This is a genomic window from Streptomyces sp. NBC_00207 (assembly GCF_045160965.1).
GTDB lineage: Bacteria > Actinomycetota > Actinomycetes > Streptomycetales > Streptomycetaceae > Streptomyces.
The window spans coordinates 5,005,889-5,028,720 of sequence record NZ_CP130715.1 but is presented as its reverse complement, the minus strand read 5'-3'; the positions used below and the strand labels follow the sequence as shown (position 1 = coordinate 5,028,720).

Below are 22,832 nucleotides of genomic sequence, written 5' to 3'. Positions count from 1 at the left end.
GAGTGTCCTCCGAGTAGCTGCGTGGGCGCCGACAACGTGTCGGAACAATCCAGCCGTGACGCTAGGCCCGGGTTGCGCCGAAGCGGCGGCGCGGGGATGAACGGTCGGTGAACCCGGCACGTCGGAGCGGCAGTTCGAGAGCGGTCTGAGGGTGTTTGGAAGCCGGACGCCACGAAAGGCGACCCTGCCGAAGATCCAGCCGGGCGGCCGATAACCTTACGTGTCCACTCTGGGCAGGGATCATCCGCGCAGCACGGACAAATGACGCACGCACTCATGCGAAAGGCCTGGCCCATGGGTATTCGGAGCTTGTTGCGCAAGGTGTTCGGACGGACTGAAGAACCCGTTCCGGAGACTACGGACGCCCCCTCGGCCGCTGTCCCCAACCAGGCGGAACGTACGCCCCTGGACGTGGCCGCCGATCTGGTGGCGGCGTCCTTCGACAACCCCACTGTTCCCCCGCAGTCCGCCCCGCGGGACCGCGAGCCCGGCACGGTCCTCACGGCCCCTGCCCCGGCCGCGGACCCCACGGTCCCCGAAGCGCGCCGCGCGCCCGCCGCCTCGCCTGCGGCGACGCCCGGCCCGGAATCCACCCCGCCCGCAGCGGAGCAGCCCGGGGCCCCCGCCCCGGAGGCGGAGCCCCCGGCCGCCACTGCCGAGCCCGAGCCGACCACCGCCGAGGCCGAGCCGGCCGCCGCTGCGTCCGACGCAGCCGCGCCGGAGGCCGACACCGCCGCCGCTGCGGAGCCGGAGGCGGCGGCCGTACCGGCAGCCGAGCCGGAGCCGCAGATCGCCGAAGCCGCCCCGGAGGCAGACACCACCGCCGAAGCCGAGCCGCCGGCTGCCGAAGCCGAGGTGACCGCGCCCGAGGCGCAGGACGAGCCGCAGGCCGCCGAGCCCGCCCCTGAGGCGGAGCCCCTGGCCGAGGTCGCGGCGGAGCAGGCGGAGCCCCTGGCCGAGGTGGCGGCGGAGCCCGACACCGCGCCGGAGGCAGAGCCGGCGGCAGCCGAAGCCACCGCCCCGGAGGCCGAGGCCGAAGCCGAAGCCGAGCCGCCGGCGGCAGAGGCCGACGCGGCCACGCCGGAGGCGGAGCCCCTGGCCGAGGTCGCCGCGGAGCCCGAAGCCGCGCCGGTGGCGCAGGACGAGCCCCTGGCCGCCGAGACCACCACGCCGGAGGCCGAGACGGCCCCCTCCGCGGTTGCGGAGCAGGCCGAGGACGAGGTCGCGGCGGAGCCCGACACCGCGCCGGTGGCGCAGGACGAGCCGGCTGCCGCGGAGGCCACCGCGCCGGAGGCGGAGCAGCCCGCGGCCGACACCGAGCCCGAGGCGGAGCCGGCGGCAGCCGACACCGAGCCCGAGGCGGAGCCGGCGGCAGCCGAAGCCACCGCCCCGGAGGCCGAGCCCGAGGCCGAAGCCGAGCCGACGGCTGCAGAGGCCGACGTACCCGCGCCGGAGGCGGACACCGCCGCCGCGGAGCCGGAGGGGGCCGCGCACGCGCTGGCCGCCGTACGGCGTCGCGCGCCCGAGGTCGTCGGTGCGTACAAGGCCGCCGGCCAGGTGCTCCGCGCCAGGGGGAAGGCCGGGGCGCGGGCCAAGGTGTACCTGGTCCTGGACCGGTCCGGGTCGATGCGCGGCTTCTACAAGGACGGCAGCGCGCAGTACCTCGCCGACCACGCCCTCGCCCTCGCCGCGCACCTCGACGACGAGGCGACCGTGCACACCGTGTTCTTCTCCACGGAGGTGGACGGCACCGCCGACCTGGCCCTCGACACCCACGACGCGGCCTGGGTCGAGGCTCGCCACGCCGAGCTCGGCCGGATGGGCCGCACCAGCTACCACGTGGCCGTCGAGGCCGTCGTCGAGCGCTACCGCAAGGACGGCGGCGAGGGCCCGGCCCTGGTCGTCTTCCAGACCGACGGCGCCCCCGACAACCGTCAGCCCGCCCGTCAGGCGATCACCGACGCCGCCGCCAGCGCGCCCGGCATCCACTGGCAGTTCGTCGCGTTCGGCGACCACGAGAACAAGGCCTTCGACTTCCTGCGCAAGCTGGACGCCGAGAACGCCGGCTTCTTCCACGCCGGCCCGGCCCCCACGGAGCTGACCTCCGCCGCCCTGCTCAAGGGCGTCCTCGACCGGTTCTAGGCCCCCCGGCCCGCCCGGTACACGCATACGCAGAAGGCGGCGCCCCCTCCCGCAAGGAGAGGGGGCGCCGCCTTCTGCGTGTCAGCGGGTTCAGCCCCGCGGGGAACCGGCGTCCGGGACGACCGCGTCGGAGACCGGCCGCTCCGCCGCCTTCGTCTCGACCGGCTTGCGCAGCGCGATGTTCAGCTCGCGCAGACGGGCCTCCTCCAGGACCGTCGGCGCGCCCATCATCAGGTCCTGCGCGTTGCCGTTCAGCGGGAAGGCGATCGTCTCGCGGATGTTCGGCTCGTCGGCCAGCAGCATCACGATGCGGTCCACGCCCGGGGCGATGCCGCCGTGCGGCGGGGCGCCGAGGCGGAACGCGCGCAGCATGCCGGCGAACTCGCGCTCGACGGTCTCCGCGTCGTAACCGGCGATCTCGAAGGCCTTCAGCATGACCTCGGGCTCGTGGTTGCGGATGGCGCCGGAGGACAGCTCGATGCCGTTGCAGACGATGTCGTACTGCCACGCCAGGATGTCGAGCGGGTCCTTCTCCTCCAGGTCCTTCATGCCGCCCTGGGGCATGGAGAAGGGGTTGTGCGAGAAGTCGATCTTCCCGGTCTCCTCGTCCTTCTCGTACATCGGGAAGTCGACGATCCAGCAGAAGCGGAAGACGTTCTCCTCGAACTGGCCCGCGCGCTTGGCCGCCTCGACGCGAACGCCGGACATGATCTTGGAGACCTCGTCGAAGTCGCCCGCACCGAAGAACACCGCGTGGCCGGGGACCAGGCCCAGGCGCTCGGTGAGGACCTTGACGTTCTCCTCGGTGAGGAACTTGGCGATCGGGCCGGTCAGGGCACCGTCCTCGCCCACGCGCACCCAGGCCAGGCCCTTGGCGCCCAGCGAGATCGCGTACTCGCCGAGGCCGTCGAAGAACTTGCGCGGCTGCGCGGCGGTGTCCGGGACGGCCAGCGCGCGCACGTGCTTGCCGGCGAACGCCTTGAACTCCGAGCCCTCGAAGACGTCGGTGATGTCGACGAGCTCCAGCTTGGCGCGCAGGTCGGGCTTGTCGTTGCCGTACTTCAGCATCGACTCGCGGAACGGGATCCGCGGGAACGGCGAGGTGACCTCGCGGCCGTTGCCGAACTCGGTGAAGAGCTCGGTCATCAGGCGCTCGATCGGCTGGAAGACGTCCTCCTGCTCGACGAAGGACATCTCCACGTCGAGCTGGTAGAACTCGCCCGGCGAGCGGTCGGCGCGGGCGTCCTCGTCGCGGAAGCAGGGCGCGATCTGGAAGTACCGGTCGAAGCCGGAGATCATCAGCAGCTGCTTGAACTGCTGCGGGGCCTGCGGCAGGGCGTAGAACTTGCCCGGGTTCAGGCGGGACGGCACCACGAAGTCACGGGCGCCCTCGGGGGAGGTCGCGGTGAGGATCGGGGTCGCCATCTCGTTGAAGCCGAGGGCCACCATCTTGGAGCGGATGGAGGCGATGACCGCCGAGCGCAGCATGATGTTGCGGTGCATGCGCTCGCGGCGCAGGTCGAGGAAGCGGTACTCCAGGCGCCGCTCCTCGTTCACACCGTCGTCGGTGTTGATCGTGAAGGGCAGCGGGGCGGATGCACCGAGCACCTCGACCTCGGCGACCTCGATCTCGATCTCGCCGGTCGGCAGCTCCGGGTTGACGTTGTCCGCGCCGCGGGAGACGACCTTGCCGTCGATGCGGACGACGGTCTCCTTGGTGACGCTGCTGAGCGCCTCGTTCGCGGCGGTGCCGGGCCGGGCGACGAGCTGCGTGATGCCGTAGTGGTCCCGCAGATCGATGAAGAGGATGCCGCCCAGGTCTCGACGGTTGTGCAGCCAGCCGCTCAGCCGGACGTCGGCGGCGACGTCAGAAGCGCGGAGCTCGCCGCAGGTGTGGGACCTGTACCGATGCATCAGTCATCCAGTTCTACGCGATACCAGGGTGGATTCAACCGTCCCAAGGTTACCGTCCGGGAGGGTGACGGGTCGGGCACTCCCTCCAGCCTGCGCAAATGCGTCCGTCGGTCCCTCCTAACAGGCACCTGACGGATATGACCTGTAAAGATGGCCGGGTGCGCACCGAGGACGTCCTGGCCGCCATCGCGACGGGCCTGTGGCGGTGGGACAACGCCTCCGGGACGGTCACCCTCGACGGTGAGGCCGCCCGGCTCCTCGGGCTGCCCGCGGAGCCCGTGGTGCTGCCGGAGGTCTCCGTACGGTCCCGGTTCCACCCGGTGGACTGGAACGAGATCAACGGGATCGTGAACCTGGCCGTCGCCGAGGGCACCCTCGCCGAGGCCCGGCTGCGGATCATGGACGTGGACGGGCGGGTCCTGCGGACCGTGCGCAGCCGCTCCAAACCGCTGGAGAGCCGGTCGGCCGACGGCCGCGTGGACTACGAGCTGATCGGCACCATCCAGGAGATCGCCGAGCCGCAGCCCGGCACCACGGCCGCCCACACCCCCATCACCGGCGACTGGCGGCGCTCCCGCGAGGCCTTCCTGCTGGACGCGGGCCGCGCGCTGGCGGAGGCCCGGTCCACGGCCGAGGTGCTGCGGGTCGCGGCCTCGCTGTCCATGCCGGGCTTCAGCCCGGACGGGCTGGCCGTCTTCGGCGTGGCCGGGGAGCGGCTGTCGATCATCGGGCACCACGGGCACGATCCGGGGGACGAGGAGCCCTTCACGGACATGCTGCTGGAGACGGACTACCCGGCCGCAGAGGTCGTCCGCACCGGCCGGGCGATCTACCTGGCCACCCCGGAGGACTACAAACGGCGGTTCCCGGCCACCTGGCCGCTCGCCCGGCGCTTCGACCGGGTGTCCTGGGCCTTCCTGCCGCTGACCGTGGCCGGGCGGACCATGGGCGCCTGGATGGCGGCCTTCAAGCACCCGGCGTCCTTCTCCCCCGACGAGCGGTCCGTCCTGACGACCGTGGCCCGGATGCTGGCCCAGGCGCTCCAGCGCGCCGGGGTGGCCGAATCCGAGCGGGAACTCACCACCGGCCTGCAGCGGTCGATGATGCCGCAGCTCGGCCCGGAGATCCCCGGCATGCAGATCGCGGCGCGGTACGTCCCGACCGGTGGCGGGCTCCAGGTGGGCGGCGACTGGTACGACATGATCCCGCTGCCCTCGGGCAGGTTCGCGCTGGTCATCGGCGACGTGCAGGGCCACGACGTCCGGGCGGCCGGGCTGATGGGCCAGCTGCGGATCGCCGTACGGGCGTACGCGTCCGAGGGCCACCGGCCCGACGCGGTGCTGTCGCGGGCCTCCCGGTTCCTGGCCGGGCTGTGCACCTCGCAGGATTCCGACCCGTACGAGGACGCGGGCACCGGCATGGGCCCGGGGCCGGGCGCCGACCTGGACGCGGACTTCCAGAGCCCGCGGTTCGCGACCTGCCTGTACGTGGAGTGCGACCCGAAGACCGGAATGCTGGAGGTGGCCCGCGCCGGCCACCCCGACCCCGCGATCCGGATGACCGACGGCACCGTCCTGATGCGCCCCACCGCGGGTGGGCTCCCCCTCGGCATCGTCCCCGACACCGACTACCCCACCACCCGGTTCACCCTGGAGCCCGGCGAGACGATGATGCTGTGCACCGACGGGCTCATCGAGACCGGCGGGCACGACCTGGACACGGGCTGGGCGCGGCTGCGCGCGGTCCTGGAGTCCGACACGCACGGGTCCGGGGGCGCGCCCGAGCCGGAGGGCGCGGGGGCCGGACACTTCCGGCCGCCGCACCTCGAAAGGCTGGCCGACCTGCTGGTCCAGGCCGTGCACGGGCCGTCCTCGCACCACACCACGGGTCCGCTGGCCGACCGCCGCGAGGACGACATAGCCGTGGTGCTGCTGTCCCGCGAGGGCGAGGAATGCAGCTGCGGCACCCCGCTGACGCACCCGGCCCGCCCGGCGCGCCGTACGGTGCTGACGGTGGCCCAGGCCGAACCGGAGCGGATCGCCGGCGCCCGCCGCCAGGTCCGCGACCTGCTGCACGACTGGGCGGACGCCGACCAGGTGGACTCGGCCGTGCTGATGGTCTCCGAGATGGTGACGAACGTACTGATGCACACCGACGGCGACGCGCTGCTGGTGGCGGAGGCGGTCGGCGAACTGGGCGCCCGCCGGCTGCGCGTGGAGGTCGCGGACGGGAGCGACGAGCTCCCGCACAAGCGGCACCCGGGCGAGATGTCCTCCAGCGGTCGCGGGGTGCTGCTGATGGAGATGCTCGCCGACAGCTGGGGCGTGGACCCGCAGGGCGAGGGCAAGTCGATCTGGTTCGAACTGCACGAGCAGTCGAAGGCGGACGCCGACCCCGTGGTGTGAGCTCCGGGCGGGCGGAGCGCGCCGTGGTTGGATGCACCGTGCCCAATGCCCCCGTTCCCCTTCTGCCGGAGCCCGTTCGGCGGCTCGCCGCCTGGTGCGGGGTCCTCCTGCTCGTCACGGCGGTCCTCGCCGTCGGCGTCTGGCTGTGCATGGTCTTCCAGACCGCCGTCACGCCCGTCCTGCTGGCCGTGCTCGGGACGGCCCTGCTCGGGCCGATGCACCGGCGCCTGGTCCGCATGAAGATGAACCGCTCCCTCGCCGCCGCCCTGACCTGCCTCGCGGTGATCGCCGTCGCCGGCGGGGCCGCGTACGTGCTCGTCCTCGCGCTCGTCGAGACGGGCGACGAGATCGTCGACGCGCTGCGGCGGGCCGGCCGGACGCTTTCCGAGCACTTCGGGGCGGTGGGGACCTCCGTGGAGGACATCACCGAGAACTCCAAGGAGCTGCTGGAGAAGTTCGGCGGCACGGCCGCCTCGGGCCTGGTCGCCGGCCTCAGCGTGGTCGGCTCGGTGATCGCGATGGCGCTGCTCGCGATGGTGCTGATCTTCTTCTTCCTGCGCGACTCCGACCGGGCCGTGGGCACGCTGCGCTCACTGGTGCCGAGCCACTCGGGCGATCTGATGGAGGCCATGGGGCGGCGCGCCTTCGAGGCGGTCGAGGGCTTCATGCGCGGGACCACCTTCGTGGCCCTGGTCGACGCCGTGCTGATCGGCGTGGGTCTGATGGTCCTCGACGTGCCGGGGGCGCTGGGGCTGGCCGCGCTGGTCTTCGTGACCGCCTACATCCCGTACCTCGGCGCGATCCTCTCGGGCGCGGTCGCGGTCCTCGTCGCCTTCGCCGACCGGGGCTGGGTGATCGGGCTGTGGGCGCTGGGCCTGGTGCTGCTGGTCCAGATGATCGAGGGGTACGTGCTGCAGCCCGTGGTGCAGAGCCGCACGGTGCAGATGCATCCGGCCGTCGTGATGCTGGCCATCACCGCCGGGGCGAGCGTCGCCGGAATCCTCGGAATGCTCCTCGCGGTGCCGGTGACCGCGGCCCTCTTCGGGGTGATCTCGGAGCTGCGGGCCCGGTACGCGGACGCGGCGCCCCCCGGACCCGTGGATCCGGTGGACGCCGCGTAGCGCGGGGCGGGTCAGTCCTCCGCGTCGCCGGCGCCGCGGTGGCCGAGCCCGGTGCGCGCGGTGGTGGGGATGCGGCCCAGCCGGCCGGCCTGGAAGTCGTCGAAGGCCTGCTGGAGTTCGTGCTTGCTGTTCATGACGAACGGACCGTAGTGCGCCATCGGCTCCCGGATCGGGCGGCCGCCGAGGAGCACGACCTCCAGGTCCGGGGCGTTGGAGTCCTGGGACTCGTCCGCCCGCACCGTGAGCGAGCCGCCCTCGCCGAAGACGGCCGTCTGCCCGGTCTGGACGGGCCGGCGGTCCTCGCCGACGGACCCGCGTCCGGCCAGCACGTACGCCAGCGCGTTGAAGTCCTCGCGCCACGGCAGGGTGATCTGCGCGCCCGGCGTGACGGTCGCGTGGATCATCGTGATCGGGGTGTGGGTGATGCCCGGGCCCTGGTGGCCGTCGAGCTCGCCGGCGATCACGCGGAGCAGGGCGCCGCCGTCCGGGGTGGTCAGCAGCTGGACCTGGCCGCCGCCGATGTCCTGGTAGCGCGGGGGCATCATCTTGTCGGAGGCGGGGAGGTTCACCCACAGCTGGAGGCCGTGGAAGAGCCCGCCGCTGACGACGAGGGACTCCGGCGGGGCCTCGATGTGCAGCAGTCCGGACCCGGCGGTCATCCACTGCGTGTCACCGCCGTTGATGACTCCGCCGCCGCCGTTGCTGTCCTGGTGGACGAAGGTTCCGTCGATCAGGTACGTGACGGTCTCGAAGCCTCGGTGCGGGTGCCAGGGCGTGCCCTTGGGCTCGCCCGGCGCGTACTCCACCTCGCCCATCTGGTCCATCATGATGAACGGGTCGAGGTACTGGTAGTTGATCCCGGCGAACGCGCGGCGCACCGGGAATCCCTCACCCTCGAACCCACCGGGAGCGGTGACGACGGCCAGCACCTTGCGCGGGACGGCGGCCTGCGGCTCGGCCACTCGCGGAAGCGTCAACGGGTTCTCAACAGTCACTGCGGGCATGGTCAGGACCTCCTTCTGCTTCGAGTTTAGTTGAAACTCGAACTTTCTGCCACACTCCACAGAACAGAAGCGGCCCCGGGGGAATTCCCCCGGGGCCGCCGTGTGCTCAGGCGCAGGTCAGCAGTGGTCGAGCCCGTACCAGTCCGGGTGCGCGTCGAAGGCCGAGGACGTGTTCACGTACTGGGCCGGAACGAACCCGAACGCGCCCCGTACGTCCCCGCGGGCGCCGTACCAGGTGTTGTTGCCGCCACCGTGCCAGTCACCCGTGGTCCAGCAGTCGAACCGGCTCGGGTTGGTCTTCAGCGTGTCGGCGTACGGCGCGCCGAAGCCCGCCCACCGGTACATGTCGATGTTCGGGGTGTTGCCGCAGTACAGCGTCCCCCCGCTCACCCCGCACCCGGCGGCCTGCGCGGGTGACGCCGCCAGGACCCCCGTACCCAGCGCCATCACCCCCGTGGCCGCCACGGCCGCGAGCTTCGTGCGAAACGACGTTCGTGACATCGCAGTCTCCCTGTCCGTAGGAGCGGGCGTCCCCCGCAGCACCGATACTCGGGAGCCGCGGCCACGGCCGCGATGGTTTCGGGCAGGGCCGAAGGGTGCGTCAGCCGCCGCTGCGCAGCAGGTCCGCGCCCAGGCCCGTCACCGAGTGCAGCACCGCCTTGCCGTCGCGCTCGGTGGTGATCAGCCCGGCCGCGCGCAGGGTGCGGGTGTGCTCGGAGACCGAGGGCAGGCTGATGTCGAGGTCCCGGGCCAGTTCGCTGGTCGTGCGCCGCTGGACCAGCTGCTGGAGCACCGCGGCCCGGGTCCGGCCCAGCAGCGCGTCCAGCGCTCGCTCCGCGGGACCGGCGCCGACCAGGGGCAGCGGGGTCATCGCCGGGTACATCAGCAGGGGCGGCCCCTGGGGCCCGCCCGGGCCCTCCGCGACCAGCGGGCGCCCGGTCCAGAACGGCGAGGGCATCAGCAGCAGCCCGCGCCCGCCGAGACGGACCTCGTAGTGCGGCGGCCGGTCGACCTCCAGGACGGTGCCCGCCCACTCGGCCCGCGGGTGCGTACTCGCCAGGCACGCCTTGATGCCGTGGGTGGCCAGCAGCCGCGTGCGCCAGGCGACGTCCGCCTGGTAGGACTGCCGGATCCGGGCCCACTGCGGGGCCACCACGGCCTCGTGGCCGGCCCTCAGCGCCCCGCCCAGCTGGTCCCACGCGTCCCGGTCCCGGTCCCACAGCGCCCGCAGCCAGGAGTCCGGCCCGGGCGCCCGGGCCGCGGCGCGGGCGAGCTGCGCGCCGGTCAGCGCCGGCGCGGCCTCCCGTACGGCGGCCAGCCCCTCCTCCAGCGTGCGCGTGTACGGCTCGACGAACTGGGGGTTGTCACCGTCCGGGCGCAGCAGGTCCAGCAGCGGGCGCACCCGGCCCGGCAGCTCCCGGCCGGTCCTGCCCCGCCAGCGGCCGAAAACCGCCGGTTCGTCGGTGCGCTGCCAGGCGACCAGTGCCATGGCCAGCTCCACCATCGGCAGCGGCTCGCTCGCGAAGGTGACGTTGAACAGGTCCTCGGCCGTGAAGTGCACCCGCAGCATCGCCCCGCCCCCCGTCAGGCTTCAGCCGGTACGCCGACCGCCTGCACAGCCCTAGCCATCTGCGCAGCAATGGCGTCTAGCCATACATGCGGCGCATGGCGAAGTCGACCATCTGCTCGACCGCCTTGGCGTCGAAGACCATCCGGTGGTCGCCCTCCATGTCGAGGACGAAGCCGTACCCGGTCGGCAGCAGGTCGATCACCTCGGCGCCGGTGATCACGAAGTACTTGGACTCCTTGCCGGCGTACCGGCGGAGCTCCTTGAGCGTGGTGAACATGGGGATGACCGGCTGCTGCGTGTTGTGCAGCGCCAGGAATCCGGGGGTCTCGCCGCGCGGGCAGTAGACCTTCGAGGTGGCGAAGATCTGCTGGAAGTCCTCCGCGGAGAGGGAGCCGGTGGTGAAGGCCCGCACCGCGTCGGCGAGCGACGGCGGCGAGGGCTCGGGGTAGAGCGGCTGCTCGCCGTACCCGCCGGCCATCTGCTGCGGGGCGGCGTACTGCTGCCCTGCGCTCACGTTCTGGTCGTAGCCGTACATGGGGGGAAGACTACCGACCGGCCCGTCGCGCTCGGACACGCATTTCCCGCCAGGCTTGACGCTGGTCACAGTCGTCAGGGGTTGCGCCTTATTACCGACGGGTAGCATCATTACGTTACCGATTGGTATGTACGAGGAACCTCTCTCCCCGAGCCTTAACGGAGCCGTCGCCATGGGGCACTACAAGTCGAATCTCCGCGACATCGAGTTCAACCTCTTCGAGGTGCTCGGCCGCGACAAGCAGTACGGCACCGGTCCGTTCGAGGAGATGGACACCGAGACCGCCAAGAGCGTCCTGTCCGAGCTCGCCCGCCTCGCGGAGAACGAGCTGGCCGAGTCCTTCGCGGACGCCGACCGCAACCCGCCGGTCTTCGACCCGGCCACCAACACCGCGCCGGTCCCGGCCTCCTTCAAGAAGAGCTACGAAGCCTTCATGGACTCGGAGTACTGGCGCCTGGGCCTGCCCGAGGAGATCGGCGGCACCACCTCGCCCCGCTCCCTGATCTGGGCCTACGCGGAGCTGCTGCTCGGCTCGAACCCGGCCATCTGGATGTACTCCTCCGGCCCGGCGTTCGCCGGCATCCTCTTCGAAGAGGGCAACGAGGCGCAGAAGAAGGTCGCCCAGATAGCCGTCGAGAAGCGCTGGGGCTCCACCATGGTCCTCACCGAGCCGGACGCCGGCTCGGACGTGGGCGCCGGCCGCACCAAGGCCGTCCAGCAGGAGGACGGCTCCTGGCACATCGAGGGCGTGAAGCGCTTCATCACCTCGGGTGAGCACGACATGGAGGAGAACATCCTCCACTACGTCCTCGCGCGCCCCGAGGGCCACGGCCCGGGCACCAAGGGCCTGTCGCTCTTCCTCGTCCCGAAGTTCCACTTCGACTGGGAGACCGGCGAGCTGGGCGAGCGCAACGGCGTCTACGCCACGAACGTCGAGCACAAGATGGGCCTCAAGGCCTCCAACACGTGCGAGATGACCTTCGGCGACCAGCACCCCGCCAAGGGCTGGCTGATCGGTGACAAGCACGACGGCATCCGCCAGATGTTCATGATCATCGAGTTCGCCCGCATGATGGTCGGCACGAAGGCCATCGCGACCCTGTCGACGGGCTACCTGAACGCGCTGGAGTACGCCAAGGAGCGCGTGCAGGGCCCGGACCTGGCGAACTTCATGGACAAGACCGCGCCCAAGGTCACCATCACGCACCACCCCGACGTGCGCCGCTCGCTCATGACGCAGAAGGCGTACGCCGAGGGCATGCGCGCCCTCGTCCTGCACACCGCGACCGTCCAGGACGAGATCCAGGTCAAGCAGGCAGCGGGCGAGGACGCCTCCGCCCTCATCGGCCTGAACGACCTGCTCCTGCCGATCGTCAAGGGCTACGGCTCGGAGAAGTCGTACGAGCAGCTCGCGCAGTCCCTGCAGACCTTCGGCGGCTCCGGGTACCTGCAGGAGTACCCGATCGAGCAGTACATCCGCGACGCCAAGATCGACACCCTCTACGAGGGCACCACGGCCATCCAGGGCCAGGACTTCTTCTTCCGGAAGATCGTCCGCGACCAGGGCGCCTCGCTGAACCTCCTCTCCGAGACGATCAAGAAGTTCCTGGCCGAGGCCGTCGGCGGCGAGGAGCTGGCCGGCGCCCGCGACGCGCTCGCCAAGGCCGCCGTGGACCTGGAGGCCATCGTCGGCCAGATGATCGTCGACCTCACCGCCACCGGCGAGGACGTCAAGAACATCTACAAGGTCGGCCAGAACACCACCCGCCTGCTGATGGCCTCCGGCGACGTGGTCGTCGGATACCTGCTGCTCAGGGGCGCCGCCGTGGCCGCCGAGAAGCTGGCGACGGCCTCCCCGAAGGACGTCCCCTTCTACACCGGCAAGATCGCCGCCGCGAAGTTCTTCGCGGCCGAGGTCCTCCCGGGCGTCTCCGTCCAGCGCGCGCTGGCCGAGGCCGTCGACAACTCCCTCATGGAGCTCGACGAAGCCGCCTTCTAGGCTGCTCGCGGGCCGCGCCGGCCCGCCACACCAGTACGCCGTGTACGCACAGCGGCCGGGTCCTCCGCACAGGGGACCCGGCCGCTGGCGCATGCGCCGCCTGGTCCGCCCCGGGGCCCTGTCCTGCAGCTTTCCCCCGATGTCAGTCGTTCATGGGACGCTCGTACGCATGAGTCCACAGGATCAGCACGGCAGCAGGGGGTACTCCGTCCCCACCGGGCGCCCGTACGCCCTCAAGGAGCTGCAGGCGAGCCTGGGCAGTCTCGGCGACCACCTGCGCGAGCTGTACGACGGCGCCCACCCCGCCGAGTACGACACCATCGCCGACGCGCTGTACGTGGCCTTCCAGACCGCCGCCGGACTCGCCCCCGCCAAGAGCTACACCGGCTGCTCCGAGCACCCCAACGGCGCCCTCGACCCCGAGGCGCCCGACGGCTGGGGCCGCTGCCTCATCTGCAACGACCGGCGACGCCTCGGACAGCGCCGGCACGGCGGCCCGGCCGCCGCCCCCGCCGGGGAACAGCGCCGCCTCGGGTACCCCGTACCGGAGGGCCCGTACACCCTCCAGGCACTGCGCGCGTGCGTGCGCACCGTCGAGGACCAGCGGTTCCACCTGGGCCTGTCCTCCCCCGCCGAGGACTTCGTCCGCATCGCCGACGACCTCCACCGCGCCTTCATCGTCGCCCGCGAGCTGTCCCGGCCGCGCAACGCCTCCGGCTGCTCCGAGCACCCCGGTGCGCCCATCGACCCCGACGCACCCCCCGGTGAGGCCTGTATCTTCTGCGCCGGACGCAAGAGACGCGCGCAGCGCTCCCCGCAGACCCCGGAGATGCTCCCGCGCATCCGCCGGGGCGAGCGCAGACAACTGCAGCGCCGATTCGAGCGACCGCCGGGCTGAGAACCGACGGGACCGCAGACCACCCACCCTGCGGACCCCGACCTCCGGCCATCCGTCGCAGTCCGGCCATGGCGAACACGACCGTCGTTAAGGTGAACCACATGAGCTCTCCCGCCCGCTTCGACCGCGGCCACACCGACGATCTGATGACCTTCCTGACGGCCAGTCCGTCGCCGTACCACGCCGTGGCCAACGCGGCCGAGCGGCTGGAGAAGGCAGGCTTCAGGCAGTTGTCGGAAACGGACGCCTGGGATGCGGGCGCCGGGGGCAAGTTCGTGCTCCGCGGCGGTGCGCTCATCGCCTGGTACGTCCCCGAAGGCGCGGCCGCACACACCCCGTTCAGGATCGTCGGCGCACACACCGACTCCCCGAACCTGCGGGTCAAGCCGCAGCCGGACACGGGCTCCCAGGGCTGGCGGCAGATCGCCGTCGAGATCTACGGCGGCACCCTGCTCAACACCTGGCTGGACCGGGACCTCGGCCTCGCCGGCCGGCTGACCCTGCGCGACGGCAGCGAGCGCCTGGTCAACGTGGACCGCGCACTGCTGCGCGTGCCCCAACTGGCCGTGCATCTGGACCGGTCGGTGAACACCGACGGCCTCAAGCTCGACAAGCAGCGGCACATGCAGCCGATCTGGGGCCTGGGCGACGTGCACGAGGGCGACCTGATCGCCTTCCTGGAGGAGGAAGAGGGCCTGGAGCAGGGCTCGGTGGCCGGCTGGGACCTGATGGTCCACTCCATCGAGCCGCCCGCCTACCTGGGCCGCGACCGCGAGCTGGTGGCCGGCCCGCGCATGGACAACCTGCTGTCGGTGCACGCGGGCGTCGCGGCGCTGGCGGCGGTGTCGGGCGCCGAGAAGCTCGACCACATCCCGGTGCTGGCCGCCTTCGACCACGAGGAGAACGGCTCGCAGTCGGACACGGGCGCGGACGGCCCGCTGCTGGGGAACGTGCTGGAACGTTCAGTCTTCGCACGCGGAGGCTCGTACGAGGACCGCGCGCGGGCCTTCGCGGGCACCATCTGTCTGTCCTCGGACACCGGGCACGCCGTGCACCCCAACTACGGGGAACGGCACGACCCGACGCACCACCCGCGCGCCAACGGCGGCCCGATCCTGAAGGTCAACGTCAACCAGCGGTACGCGACGGACGGCAGCGGGCGCGCGGTGTTCGCGAGCGCGTGCGAGCGGGCCGGCGTGCCGTGGCAGACCTTCGTCTCCAACAACTCCATGCCGTGCGGCACGACGATCGGCCCGATCACGGCCGCCCGCCACGGCATCCAGACCGTGGACATCGGCGTCGCGATCCTGTCGATGCACAGCGCGCGCGAACTGTGCGGCGCGGACGACCCGTACCTCCTCGCCAACGCCCTGGTGGCCTTCCTGGAGGGCTGACCCCCAGGAAGGCCTCAGCGGGGTGTCACCCCTCCTCGTCCATCCCGGCGAGGACGAGCGGCAGCCGGGAGGCGCCGTCGGCGGTGACGCGGACGGGCACCCCCCAGTCCTGCTGGTGGACGTGGCAGGCCGGGTACTCGTTGGCGGGGTCGTCGTCGCACGACGCCGCCATCGCGGAGACGTGCAGCACGCCCTCGGTGACCTCCGGGTTCAGCGCAAGCTCCCGGAACAGGTCGGTCCCGGCTCCCTCGCCCCCGGCGAGGAGCTCGGGCGGGGTCGAGGAGACGAGCAGCCGGGTGGACGGACCGTAGCGGGTGTCGAGCTTCTGGCCGCCCGGCGCCTGGAACACCACGTCGAGCCGGAGCGTGCCGGGCGCCACCTCGGTGGCGGCCCGCTGCGTACGGTGGGCCACGGACTCGACCCGTACAGCCTCCTCCGGGAGCCGCAGCCGGGTCAGCCGGTGCCGGGCCGACTCCACGACCACGATGTCGTCGCCGACCAGCACGGCGTCGCTGGGCTCGCGCAGATCGGTGGCGAGCGTGGACACCTGCCCGGTGGCGGGGTCGTAGCGCCGCAGCGCGTGGTTGTACGTGTCGGACACCGCGACCGAGCCGTCGGGCAGGGCGGTCACCCCGAGCGGGTGCTGGAGCAGGGCCTGGCCCGCGTCCCCGTCCCGGTGCCCGAAGTCGAACAGGCCGGTCCCGACGGCGGACGCGACGGCGTAGCCGGTGTCGGTGGGGTGGACGTACCTGAGGGCGCTGGTCTCCGAGTCGGCGATCCACAGCCGGTCCCCGGCGGCCGCGAGCCCCGACGGCTGGGCGAACCAGGCCTCGGCGGCCGGCCCGTCGAGCAGCCCCTCGTTGGTGGTACCGGCGGCCACGGCGACGGTGCCGCTCTCCGGATCCCAGGTCCACAGCTGGTGCACACCGGCCATGGCGATCCACACCCTGCCCTGCCACCAGGCCACGTCCCACGGCGAGGACAGGTCCACCTCCAGGGCGGGCCCCGAGGTGGGCGAGCCCTGCCACCACTGGCGCCCGGTCCCGGCGACGGTCTCCAGGTGCCCGGTGGCCGGGTCGTAGGTCCGCAGGGCGTGGTTGACGGTGTCGGCGACCACGACCCTCCCGTCGGGCAGCAGCGCCAGCCCCTGCGGCTCGCTGAAGGCGTCGCCGCCGAAGCCGCGCTCGCCGCTGCCGATGCGGCGGACGACGCTCTCCCCGTCCGCCTCCAGCTCGACGAGCTGGTGCCGCGTGGTGTCCGACACCAGCAGGTTCCCGCTCGGCAGCAGCAGCGCCTTCCCGGGGAACCGAAGGTCGCTCGCGACCGGCTCGGGCGCCACGTACGGCCCGTCCCCGCGCCGCAGCGTGCCCTTGGCCTCGTGCTCGGCCTCCAGGTCCTCGACCAGCTTCGCGATGGCGTGCGCGTGCCCCTCACCGGCGTGCTGGGCGACGATGTAGCCCTCGGGGTCGATCACGACGAGCGTGGGCCAGGCGCGTACGGCGTACTGCTTCCAGGTCGCCAGCTCGGGGTCGTCCAGCACGGGGTGGTGCACCTCGTACCGCTCGACGGCGTCGACGACGGCGGCGTGCTCGGCCTCGTGCACGAACTTCGGCGAGTGCACGCCGATGATCACGACGGTGTCGCGGTGCTTCTCCTCCAGCTCGCGCAGCTCGTCGAGGACATGCAGGCAGTTGATGCAGCAGAAGGTCCAGAAATCCAGGATCGCAATACGTCCCCGCAGGTCGGCGAGGGTCAGCTCCTTCCCTCCGGTGTTCAGCCAGCCACCCTTGCCGATCAGCTCGGGGGCACGGACACGGGCACGGCGGGGCGCGGGCGCGGGGGTGTGCGCCGGGGCGACATCGTTCATGCTTCAAGCTTGCCATCCGGGTGTGAACACCGGGTCACGGGTTCCGGTGCACCCGGACGCCGGTGCGGCTGCCCGAGCCGTTCGGGGTCGAGCTCGACACCAGTGGGCTCTAGTCGATGATCGCCCGGTAGCGTGCCGGGGCGTGACGATATTCGACGCCGTGAACGCCACCGCCGTCCGGAGCACCGAGCAGTTGCGCGAGCTGTACGAGGAGCCGGGTGAGATGGCCCGGCGCAAGGCCGTGGACCGGATCCACGAGACCGCCCGGGCGGTCATCGGGCGGTCCTCGCTGGTGTTCGTCGCCAGTGCCGGCGCCGACGGGAGCTGTGACGTGACGCCCCGGGGCGGGCCGCCCGGATTCGTGGCCGTCCTCGACGAGTTCACCCTCGCCGTCCCCGACGCCACCGGCAATAAGCGGCTCGACACCGCCCACAACATCGTGGAGACGGGCCGGGCCGGACTGATCTTCGTCATCCCCGGCCGGGCCACCACGCTGCGCGTGAACGGACGCGCCTGCGTCTCCGCCGATCCGCGGCTGCTGGAGCAGCTGACGGCCGTCGGCAAGCCCCCGCGCAGCGCGATCGTCGTGGCGGTCGAGGAGGCCTACCAGCACTGCCCGAAGGCGTTCCTGCGCAGCAACGCGTGGAAGCCGGCGCAGTGGCTCGCCGAGGACGCCGCCCCGAGCTCCGCCGAGGTCACCCTCTCCCACCTGGACCTGCCCGGTCTGACGATCGAGGACATCCGCCGGCAGGAGCGCGAGTCACTGCTCCACCGCTACGAGTGATCGAAGAGGGCGCTCAGGCGCGGCAGGCGGGGCGTGAGTTCGGCCGTGTCGTCGAAGTCGAAGTCCCAGGACGGGTCCAGGGGCGGGTAGCTGATCGTGAAGGAGTCCGCCGGGAGTTCGCGGCCGGTGGCGGACTCGTAGGCGGTCCAGGCGATCGAGAGGGCCTCCTCGTCCCACAGTTCGTGGCCGTCGGCCGCGGCCTCGCGGACCGCCGGGTGGGCCGCCAGGGAGTCCGGGTCGGCCAGGGCCGCCTCGAAGGCGTCCCGGCCCTGGGTGAGGAGCCAGCCGCGGAAGTAGTCGAAGCCGTCGTCCGAGCAGCCGCCGTTGATCACGTAGGCCGCGGCCCAGAGCGGGCTGCGGTAGGACTCCGCCAGCAGGTCCCAGAGCACCTGCTGGGCCGCGGCTATCTCCGCCGCCGGACGGGCGGCCAGCAGCTGCGCCGCCCGCCCCGCCACCTCGTCCGCCACCGTGCCCGCACGGGCCGTCTCGATCAACTGCCAGAACGTCTGCTTGTCCATGGGAAAAGCCTGGCACCCGGCACTGACATCAGCCGAGGAAGGACTGGAGAGATCCTGTGAGCGATGTGATGAAGGTGTTCTGGACCTCCGCCGGGAGGAGGTCCAGGGAGAGGTAGGGGTTCAGGTCCTCCAGCTCGACGAGGAGCAGTTCGCCCGAGGGGGCCCGGCAGGCGTCGACGCGCTGGATGCCGTGGTCGAGGGTGTTCCACGCGATGAAGGCGCGGGCGAAGTCCAGGTCCGCCTCGGTCGGGGCGTAGGGCTGCAGCTCCCAGCGGCGGGCCGGGTCCGGGGCGTACAGCGCGTACTGGAAGGCGTCGTCGACGAAGTAGAAGGACACCTCGTACGTGAAGTCGATGCGCGGCTGGATCAGCACGGCCCCGGCCGGGCCGTCCGGTGTCGCGGTGAAGGTGAGGCCGATGGAGTCGGCGCCCTGCTTCGGCTTGACCGCGTACTGCGGCACCTGCGGCAGCTCCGCCAGCCGGGCCGGGTCGTCGATCGTCGGGATGACCGGGTAGCCGGCGGCCGTCAGGTCGAGGAGGTACTGCTTGCCCGCCATGTCGGCGCGGCCGGTGAGGGGGTTGTAGACCGGCGTGCCTGCGGCGAGGGCGGCGGCGCGGAAGGAGTCGTAGGCCTCCTGGTAGTGCAGGACCGGGCCGCTGTTGCGGACGATGACCGCGTCGAAGCCCAGCGGGAGGAGCGCCTCCGCGTCCGCGGGGTGGCACAGGGCCAGCTCGAAGTCGGCCCGCAGCCGGGAGGTGAGGAATATGTCCTCGTCGCAGTAGCGGCGGCCGCGCGCCGGGTAGGCCAGGTCGGTCACGTAGAGGAGTGGCATGGGGGAAACCTATCGCGGGCACTGATCAGCGCATGAAATACCTCGTTCGGGACAAAATGCTGGCCATCGGGGACGACTCCTGGATCGAGGACGAGGAGGGACGGCACGCCTTCCTCGTCGACGGGAAGGCGCTGCGCTTCCGGGACACGCTGGAGCTGAAGGATCCGGACGGGCTGATCCTGATCACCCTGCGGGAGAAGCTGTTCACCCTGCGGGACGCGATGACGCTGGAGCGGGACCAGCGGCGGCTCGCGGTGATCCGCAGGAAGCGGCTCTCACTGCTGCGCAACCACTTCCGCGTGACCATGGCCGAGGGCACCGAGCTCGACGTCAGCGGGCGGATCCTGGACCGGGAGTTCAAGGTCGAGTACGACGGGGAGCTGCTCGCGCTGATCTCACGGCAGTGGTACCGGGTCCGCGAGACGTACGCGGTGGACGTGGTCCGCGAGGACGCGGACGCGGCGCTGCTCGTCGCGGTCGCGGTGTGCGTGATCCGGATGGCGGAGAAGGAGCGGGAGGACGGGCTCTAGCCCGTGCCGGTGCCCGCCCCCGCGCCCGTGCCCGTCTCCGCGCCCGGGTGAGTACCGGCCCGCGGGAAATGAGCATGCGTGCTCATGCCGTGGTGGCGGGCTGGGGGCGAGGATCGTGGATGTCCCCACGGAAGGAGCCCACGGTGAACCCCAGCACGTACACGGCCTTGTACGGCCCGTGGCAGCCGACGAGGCCCGTCCCCAAGGAGCGGCCCGGCGTCGCCGTGCTCGCGGCCCTGCTGTGGACGGTCACTCTCCTTTCGGTCGCCTGGCTGGCCAGTCTCTTCACCATCGTCATCGTCTGGAGCGCGGCATCCGGGGCCCCGGTCGGAGGTCTCGTCCTGCGCGTCGCCCTGATCCCGGTGGGCGCCGCCGCGGCGCTCACCGCTCTGGCGTTCGCCCCCGGTATCCGCCGGCTGGCAGTGTCGAGCCGTCTGCTCCTGCTGGGCGCCCTGGCGTGCCCGGTTCCCACCGCGCTCGCGATCTGGTCCTGGCTCCACACCGGCTGACCGGCTCAGCGGCCCAGGCGGCGGTCCTTCAGGGCCGGGAACTGGGCGCGGGTGTCGGGGACCTTGGCCGGGTCCAGGTCCACGGTGAGGACCGCCTCGCCGGGGCCGGCCTCCGCCAGGACCTCGCCCCACGGGTCCACCACCAGGCTGTGCCCGGCCTGCTCGACGCCCGCGTGGGTGCCGGCCAGCCCGCACGCCAGGACGTACGACTGGTCCTCGACGGCGCGTGCCCGGTTGAGCAGGGTCCAGTGCGACCGGCGGCGCGCGGGCCAGCCCGCCGCGACGACCATCGTGGTGGCCCCGGCGTCGACCAGGCCGCGGAACAGCTCCGGGAAGCGCAGGTCGTAGCAGGTGGCGATGCCGAGGATCTGCTCCGGCAGCACCACCGTGGTCAGGGAGTCGCCCGGCGACATGAGCACCGCCTCGCCCTGGTCGAAGCCGAAGCGGTGGATCTTCCGGTAGGTGGCGGCCAGCTCGCCGGCCGGCGAGAGGACGAGGGCGGTGTTGTAGAGGGAGCCGTCGCCCGCGCGCTCCACGATCGAGCCGGCGTGCAGCCAGACCCCGGCGTCGCGGGCGGCCTTGGACATGGCCTCGTAGGTCGGGCCGTCCAGTGGTTCGGCCTCGGTCTCGAACTGCTCGTACGCGAATGCGCCGACCGGCCACAGTTCCGGCAGCACGACGAGGTCGGAGTCCGCCTGCTCGCGTACGAGCTCGGCCACGCGGGCACGTCGGGAAGTCACCGACTCGCCCTCGTTCACTGCGATTTGGATCAGCGAGGCGCGCACACTACCACCGTCCTGGCGTTCAAGCCGTCAACTCGGGCCTACGATCGTCACACGAAAGCACTGCCGGGGTGCTCACCGGCAGCGTAGTTTTGGAAACTGAGTCCACTGCTTCCGAAAACGCGCCACTGAACAGCACCGCGAGGGGTCCCGTTGACCGTCCATCCCAGCCTTCAGCCCTATGCCGACGCGTGGACCCACTCCATCGAGGCGATATCCGAGCTGGTCCTCCCCCTGACGGAGGGCGAGTGGAACCGGGCGACGCCGTGTCCCGGCTGGTCGGTCCGTGACGTCGTGTCACACATCATCGGCATCGAATGCGAGCAGCTCGGGGACCCGCGGCCGATTCACACCGTGGCGCGGGACCTGCGGCACGTGGTGGACGAGTTCAGCCGGTACATGGAGGTGCAGGTCGACGTGCGGCGCCACCACACCGCGCCGGAGATGACCTCGGAGCTGGAGTACACCGTCATCCGGCGCTCGCGGCAGCTGCGGAACGAGAAGCGGGATCCGGACACGATGGTGCGGGGTCCGCTGGGCGACCAGGTGACGCTGGAGCACGCGCTGCGGCTGCGCGCGTTCGACGTGTGGATCCACGAGCAGGACCTGCGGGCGGCGCTGGGCGTGCCGGGGAACTGGGACTCGCCGGGTGCGTACGTGGCGCGGGACCTGCTGCTGGCCGGGCTGCCGAAGGTGGTGGCGAAGCGGGCGGGGGCGCCGGCGAACTCGGCGGTGGTGATCGACGTGCACGGTGCGCTGGAGTTCATGCGGACGGTACGGGTGGACGCCGACGGCCGCGGCACCGTGGACAAGTCGCCGTCGCTCGGGCCGGCCGTGACGCTGACGATGGACTGGGAGACGTACGTCCGGCTGGCGGCGGGGCGGGTGCGCGCGCACGTCCTCGCCGACCGGGTGAAGGTGGAGGGCGACGCGGAGCTGGCGGAGGCCATCCTCACGCAGTTCTCCGTGACGCCCTAGGGCTGCCGAGAGGGCTGAGACCGTGAGGTCTGCCGGGTCTGCTTGGTCTGCTCGGCGCGCGCTGCGGCGCGGCGGAATTCGGTAGGACTGATTCCGTACGCCTCGCGGAAGGCACGGCTGAAGGCCGCGGCATTGCCGAAGCACCAGCGGGCGGCGATGTCGTGGACGGGCCGGCCGGCCAGCTCCGGGCGGGCCAGATCGTCGCGGCAGCGTTCCAGGCGGCGGCGCCGGACGGTGGCCGAGACGCTCTCCGATCCCTCGCGGAACAGCAGGTACAGGCGGCGTACGGAGATCCCGTGCGCGGCGGCGATCAGGCCCGGGGTGAGTTCGGGGTCCCCGAGGTGGTGCTCGATGAAGACGTCGATCCGCTCGCGCAGGGCGCGGGTGCGGGCCTCGGCGGGGAGTTCCCCGTAGGCGTCGGCGCGCTGGGCGAGGACGGCGGCGGACAGTTCGACGGCCACCGTGCCGAGCCGCCGGAGCTCCTGCGGCGAGCATTCGGATCCGTGCGTTCCGAGTGAGGTGAGGAACTGCGCCAGGATCGCGGCCATCCCGCTCTCCGCGCCGATGCGGCGGCCGAGCAGCGGGTCGATCCGGCCGGCGCGCAGGGGCAGCGCGGTCCTCGGGAGCTGGACGACCAGCGCCCCGAGCGTGCCGTTCCCGGGGCGGCAGTCGGCCTCGAAGGGGTGTGAGGTGTCCCACAGGATCATGTCGCCGGGGGCGAGTTCCGCTTCGCCGCCGCACTGGGACATCCACATCCGGCCGCGGGTCAGCAGCGACAGCTGGTACTGCTCGGGGTCCCCGCGCCGGATGAGTGCGGGCGTGCGCCGCGACCGTACGTGCGAGTACTCGAAGGACGACACCTGTACGGCGCCGAGGTCCAGCACGGCCGCGTCCGCCTGGAATTCGGCGGACCTTTCACTGGCGAGGGCGAGCGGCATGAGCGAGTTGGAGACGACGTCGTTGAACCAGTCGAACCTCTCCGCCTCCGGCACGGTGTCGGCGGACAGCTTCGTCCACATCCCTGCTTCCCCCTCCTGATGCCGCCGCTCC

General features: G+C 72.0%; 20 protein-coding genes. 10 read left to right on the top strand and 10 right to left on the bottom strand.

Annotated features, from left to right (window positions below; translation table 11 throughout):
* Positions 1 to 411: 411 nt before the first annotated feature.
* A complete protein-coding gene (locus OG472_RS23730; protein WP_405942014.1) occupies positions 412 to 2,142 on the top strand; it encodes a VWA domain-containing protein in 1,731 nt (576 codons plus the stop codon).
* Between the two features lie 90 nt (positions 2,143 to 2,232).
* Here the strand turns inward: OG472_RS23730 and aspS are convergent, their stop codons facing one another.
* A complete protein-coding gene (gene aspS, locus OG472_RS23725; RefSeq protein WP_405942013.1) occupies positions 2,233 to 4,056 on the bottom strand; it encodes an aspartate--tRNA ligase in 1,824 nt (607 codons plus the stop codon).
* Positions 4,057 to 4,214: 158 nt separating this feature from the next.
* Between aspS and OG472_RS23720 the strand changes: the two genes are divergently transcribed.
* Together OG472_RS23720 and OG472_RS23715 are read left to right on the top strand one after the other, a co-directional pair.
* Positions 4,215 to 6,461 carry a SpoIIE family protein phosphatase gene (locus OG472_RS23720; RefSeq protein ID WP_401609832.1) on the top strand — a complete coding sequence of 749 codons (2,247 nt, stop codon included), beginning with the start codon at positions 4,215 to 4,217 and terminating at the stop codon, positions 6,459 to 6,461.
* 38 nt (positions 6,462 to 6,499) lie between these two features.
* The gene (locus tag OG472_RS23715; protein WP_405831132.1) at positions 6,500 to 7,582 is read left to right on the top strand and encodes an AI-2E family transporter; all 1,083 of its coding nucleotides are present in this window, start codon (positions 6,500 to 6,502) and stop codon (positions 7,580 to 7,582) included.
* Positions 7,583 to 7,593: 11 nt separating this feature from the next.
* On the opposite strand, the gene OG472_RS23710 is transcribed toward OG472_RS23715, so the two are convergent.
* From OG472_RS23710 to OG472_RS23695, 4 genes are all read right to left on the bottom strand, one after another.
* Positions 7,594 to 8,586, bottom strand: coding sequence for a pirin family protein (locus OG472_RS23710; protein WP_383567300.1), 993 nt, complete (start codon positions 8,584 to 8,586; stop codon positions 7,594 to 7,596).
* 117 nt (positions 8,587 to 8,703) lie between these two features.
* On the bottom strand, positions 8,704 to 9,087 hold the full coding sequence (locus OG472_RS23705; RefSeq protein WP_401609837.1) for a hypothetical protein: 384 nt from the start codon (positions 9,085 to 9,087) through the stop codon (positions 8,704 to 8,706).
* A gap of 100 nt (positions 9,088 to 9,187) precedes the next feature.
* Positions 9,188 to 10,156, bottom strand: a complete 969-nt coding sequence (locus OG472_RS23700; RefSeq protein ID WP_401609840.1) for a DUF5937 family protein — start codon at positions 10,154 to 10,156, stop codon at positions 9,188 to 9,190.
* A 76-nt stretch (positions 10,157 to 10,232) separates the two neighbouring features.
* Complete coding sequence (locus OG472_RS23695; RefSeq protein WP_030302361.1) at positions 10,233 to 10,691, bottom strand: SseB family protein; 459 nt, start codon at positions 10,689 to 10,691, stop codon at positions 10,233 to 10,235.
* A gap of 172 nt (positions 10,692 to 10,863) precedes the next feature.
* Between OG472_RS23695 and OG472_RS23690 the strand changes: the two genes are divergently transcribed.
* The 3 genes from OG472_RS23690 to OG472_RS23680 all read left to right on the top strand — a co-directional run bounded on the left by OG472_RS23690 (position 10,864) and on the right by OG472_RS23680 (position 14,982).
* A complete protein-coding gene (locus OG472_RS23690; RefSeq protein ID WP_401610413.1) occupies positions 10,864 to 12,690 on the top strand; it encodes an acyl-CoA dehydrogenase in 1,827 nt (608 codons plus the stop codon).
* A 169-nt stretch (positions 12,691 to 12,859) separates the two neighbouring features.
* Positions 12,860 to 13,588: a hypothetical protein gene (locus OG472_RS23685; RefSeq protein WP_362799031.1), complete on the top strand. Its 729-nt coding sequence runs from the start codon at positions 12,860 to 12,862 to the stop codon at positions 13,586 to 13,588.
* Positions 13,589 to 13,689: 101 nt separating this feature from the next.
* Positions 13,690 to 14,982, top strand: a complete 1,293-nt coding sequence (locus OG472_RS23680) for a M18 family aminopeptidase (RefSeq protein WP_405942012.1) — start codon at positions 13,690 to 13,692, stop codon at positions 14,980 to 14,982.
* A gap of 25 nt (positions 14,983 to 15,007) precedes the next feature.
* Here the strand turns inward: OG472_RS23680 and OG472_RS23675 are convergent, their stop codons facing one another.
* Positions 15,008 to 16,849 (bottom strand): NHL domain-containing thioredoxin family protein, encoded by a 1,842-nt coding sequence (locus tag OG472_RS23675; RefSeq protein ID WP_401609844.1) that lies wholly within the window; start codon positions 16,847 to 16,849, stop codon positions 15,008 to 15,010.
* Positions 16,850 to 16,991: 142 nt separating this feature from the next.
* Here OG472_RS23675 and OG472_RS23670 point away from each other — a divergent pair, with 142 nt between their 5' ends.
* Positions 16,992 to 17,633, top strand: coding sequence for an MSMEG_1061 family FMN-dependent PPOX-type flavoprotein (locus OG472_RS23670; RefSeq protein ID WP_401609847.1), 642 nt, complete (start codon positions 16,992 to 16,994; stop codon positions 17,631 to 17,633).
* Here OG472_RS23670 and OG472_RS23665 read toward each other — a convergent pair.
* The gene (locus OG472_RS23665; protein ID WP_383567317.1) at positions 17,624 to 18,151 is read right to left on the bottom strand and encodes a DUF4240 domain-containing protein; all 528 of its coding nucleotides are present in this window, start codon (positions 18,149 to 18,151) and stop codon (positions 17,624 to 17,626) included. The two genes, OG472_RS23670 and OG472_RS23665, sit on opposite strands and share 10 nt — an antisense overlap.
* Positions 18,152 to 18,179: 28 nt before the next feature.
* On the bottom strand, positions 18,180 to 18,983 hold the full coding sequence (locus OG472_RS23660) for a hypothetical protein (protein WP_401609849.1): 804 nt from the start codon (positions 18,981 to 18,983) through the stop codon (positions 18,180 to 18,182).
* Between the two features lie 32 nt (positions 18,984 to 19,015).
* Here OG472_RS23660 and OG472_RS23655 point away from each other — a divergent pair, with 32 nt between their 5' ends.
* Positions 19,016 to 19,513, top strand: a complete 498-nt coding sequence (locus tag OG472_RS23655; RefSeq protein WP_405831128.1) for an LURP-one-related/scramblase family protein — start codon at positions 19,016 to 19,018, stop codon at positions 19,511 to 19,513.
* Positions 19,514 to 19,656: 143 nt separating this feature from the next.
* A complete protein-coding gene (locus tag OG472_RS23650; RefSeq protein ID WP_405942011.1) occupies positions 19,657 to 20,022 on the top strand; it encodes a hypothetical protein in 366 nt (121 codons plus the stop codon).
* Positions 20,023 to 20,027: 5 nt separating this feature from the next.
* Here OG472_RS23650 and OG472_RS23645 read toward each other — a convergent pair whose 3' ends face one another.
* Positions 20,028 to 20,807 (bottom strand): carbon-nitrogen family hydrolase, encoded by a 780-nt coding sequence (locus OG472_RS23645; RefSeq protein ID WP_401609857.1) that lies wholly within the window; start codon positions 20,805 to 20,807, stop codon positions 20,028 to 20,030.
* Between the two features lie 150 nt (positions 20,808 to 20,957).
* On the opposite strand from OG472_RS23645, the gene OG472_RS23640 reads away from it, so the two are divergent.
* Positions 20,958 to 21,782 carry a maleylpyruvate isomerase family mycothiol-dependent enzyme gene (locus tag OG472_RS23640; RefSeq protein WP_401609860.1) on the top strand — a complete coding sequence of 275 codons (825 nt, stop codon included), beginning with the start codon at positions 20,958 to 20,960 and terminating at the stop codon, positions 21,780 to 21,782.
* Here OG472_RS23640 and OG472_RS23635 read toward each other — a convergent pair.
* On the bottom strand, positions 21,779 to 22,801 hold the full coding sequence (locus OG472_RS23635; RefSeq protein ID WP_401609863.1) for a helix-turn-helix domain-containing protein: 1,023 nt from the start codon (positions 22,799 to 22,801) through the stop codon (positions 21,779 to 21,781). The two genes, OG472_RS23640 and OG472_RS23635, sit on opposite strands and share 4 nt — an antisense overlap.
* Positions 22,802 to 22,832: the final 31 nt, after the last annotated feature.